We start from the raw sequence: 546 nt of genomic DNA, 5'->3' as shown, positions 1-546 counted from the left end.
TTATGCCGGTTGATTCATCCGTTCTGCCTTACAGAACGATTTTTTCCCGGTAATTTATGCAAGAGGAGCCGGTGATTATGGAAATACCTGCGGTTAGTCTGTTAGTCGCTGTTTATAACACAGAAACATATATCAGAACGTGCCTCGAATCACTGCGGAACCAGACAGTGGACAATATAGAAATCATCATTGTTAATGACGGTTCAGCAGACGCCAGCCCGGATATCGCCGAAGAATACGCCAAAATGGACAACAGGTTCAAGGTGATTCATCAAGAGAACCAGGGTCTCGGTGCGGTTCGGAATAAAGGCATTGAGGCGGCACGCGGCGAATTTATCGCGTTTATCGATTCAGACGATTGGATTGAGCCTGATTATTGCGAGCAGATGCTCCGGGCAGCAGGCGATAAAACTGATCTGGTCATTTGCAATTACGCCGCAGAGTTTGAGGACACTGGCAAAACCATGGACTCAGACATTGCCCAAACCTATCAGGATCAGCCGAAGGAGCACTATATCAAGGCGTTATTCGAAGGGAAGGTCAGAG

At 47.4% G+C, this 546-nt stretch carries 1 protein-coding gene; it reads left to right on the top strand.

The features are described 5' to 3' along the window. Positions 1 to 77: 77 nt before the first annotated feature. The coding region (locus tag ACWHAR_RS31025) for a glycosyltransferase family 2 protein (RefSeq protein ID WP_452088925.1) at positions 78 to 546 on the top strand (469 nt) is incomplete at its 3' end.

Source organism: Bacillus sp. LR--39, from assembly GCF_053613335.1.
The sequence above is the reverse complement of the archived record's forward strand: the minus strand, read 5'-3'. Positions and strand labels throughout refer to the sequence as shown.